We start from the raw sequence: 1,121 nt of genomic DNA, 5'->3' as shown, positions 1-1,121 counted from the left end.
GCTCCTAAGTCAGTGCCCAGATGTTACACACGTTCCTCTTCGGCTACTGTCGGGTGTGACGTTGACACTCAGGGTCCATGCCCTTGGGCAGGAACTGGCGCAGCAAACCGTTGGTGTTCTCGTTGCTGCCGCGCTGCCAGGGCGCATGAGGATCGGCGAACCAGATCTCGAGCTTCAGCCGTCGCGCGAGCTCGGCGTAGCAGGCCATCTCGCTGCCGCGGTCGTAGGTAAGACTCTGGCGCAGCAGCGCCGGCAGCCGCCCCATCTGCCGCGAAAACCCCTCCAGCGCCGCCTCGGCACCGCAACCGTTCATGCGACTGAGCACGACATAGCGGGTCTTGCGCTCGACCAGGGTGCCCACCGCGGAGCGGTTCATCGCGCCCTTGATGAAATCCCCCTCCCAGTGCCCGGGCATGCACCGTGTCTCGATCGCTTCCGGGCGGTGGGCAATGCGCAGCGCCTCCGGCACGTACGAACCACCCGCCGCCGTTGTGCGTCGCCGCCCGCGCTTGGGCTTTTGCTGGCGCAACGCCGCGATCATCGTTTTCTTCAGCGATCCTCGCGGATGGGCGTAGATCGCCGCGTAAATGCTCTCGTGGCTGATGCGCCGACTCGGATCATCGGGATACATGCTCGCCAGTCTGCCGGCGATTTGCTCCGGCGACCAACACCAGTGGATCAGCCGATCCCAGACCCAGCGATGCAGCGCCCCACCCGCGACGAGCTTGCGCCGTCGCCCACAGCGGCGCCGGCACGCGCGATAGTCTCTCGCCGCCGCCGTGGGGCAATAGCCACCGCTGTCACCCGCCGGGCGCTGCAGCTCCCGAGTAATGGTCGAGGCGTGACGGCCCAGCAAACGTGCGATCGCGCGCACGCTACTACCGCGCTCGCGTTCGCAGAGGATCACCGCACGCTCTTCCGAGCTCAAATGTCGATATCCTTTCGCCATCGCAACATCCTATCCTCCCTGCCAACAGGTGTTGCGCTTGAAAACTGAGTCTAAGCCAGGTAATCGCCCGCCACGTCGCGCCATTCCCCCTGCGGGGTCAGGCCGCCGGCGGTGACCAGGCAGTGAATGTGCGGATGCTGGTTCAGGGTCCGCCCCCAGGTATGCAGCGCCA

General features: G+C 65.7%; 1 protein-coding gene and 1 pseudogene. Both read right to left on the bottom strand.

Annotation, left to right across the window (positions count from 1 at the left end; all coding sequences use genetic code 11):
• Nucleotides 1-43: 43 nt before the first annotated feature.
• A complete protein-coding gene (locus ACPEES_RS23495; RefSeq protein ID WP_435106952.1) occupies nucleotides 44-928 on the bottom strand; it encodes an IS30 family transposase in 885 nt (294 codons plus the stop codon).
• A 77-nt stretch (nucleotides 929-1,005) separates the two neighbouring features.
• Nucleotides 1,006-1,121: pseudogene (locus ACPEES_RS23490) on the bottom strand (transposase); the annotation flags it as partial.

Source organism: Arhodomonas sp. AD133, from assembly GCF_051195215.1.
Taxonomy (GTDB): Bacteria; Pseudomonadota; Gammaproteobacteria; order Nitrococcales; family Nitrococcaceae; genus Arhodomonas.
The sequence above is the reverse complement of the archived record's forward strand: the minus strand, read 5'-3'. Positions and strand labels throughout refer to the sequence as shown.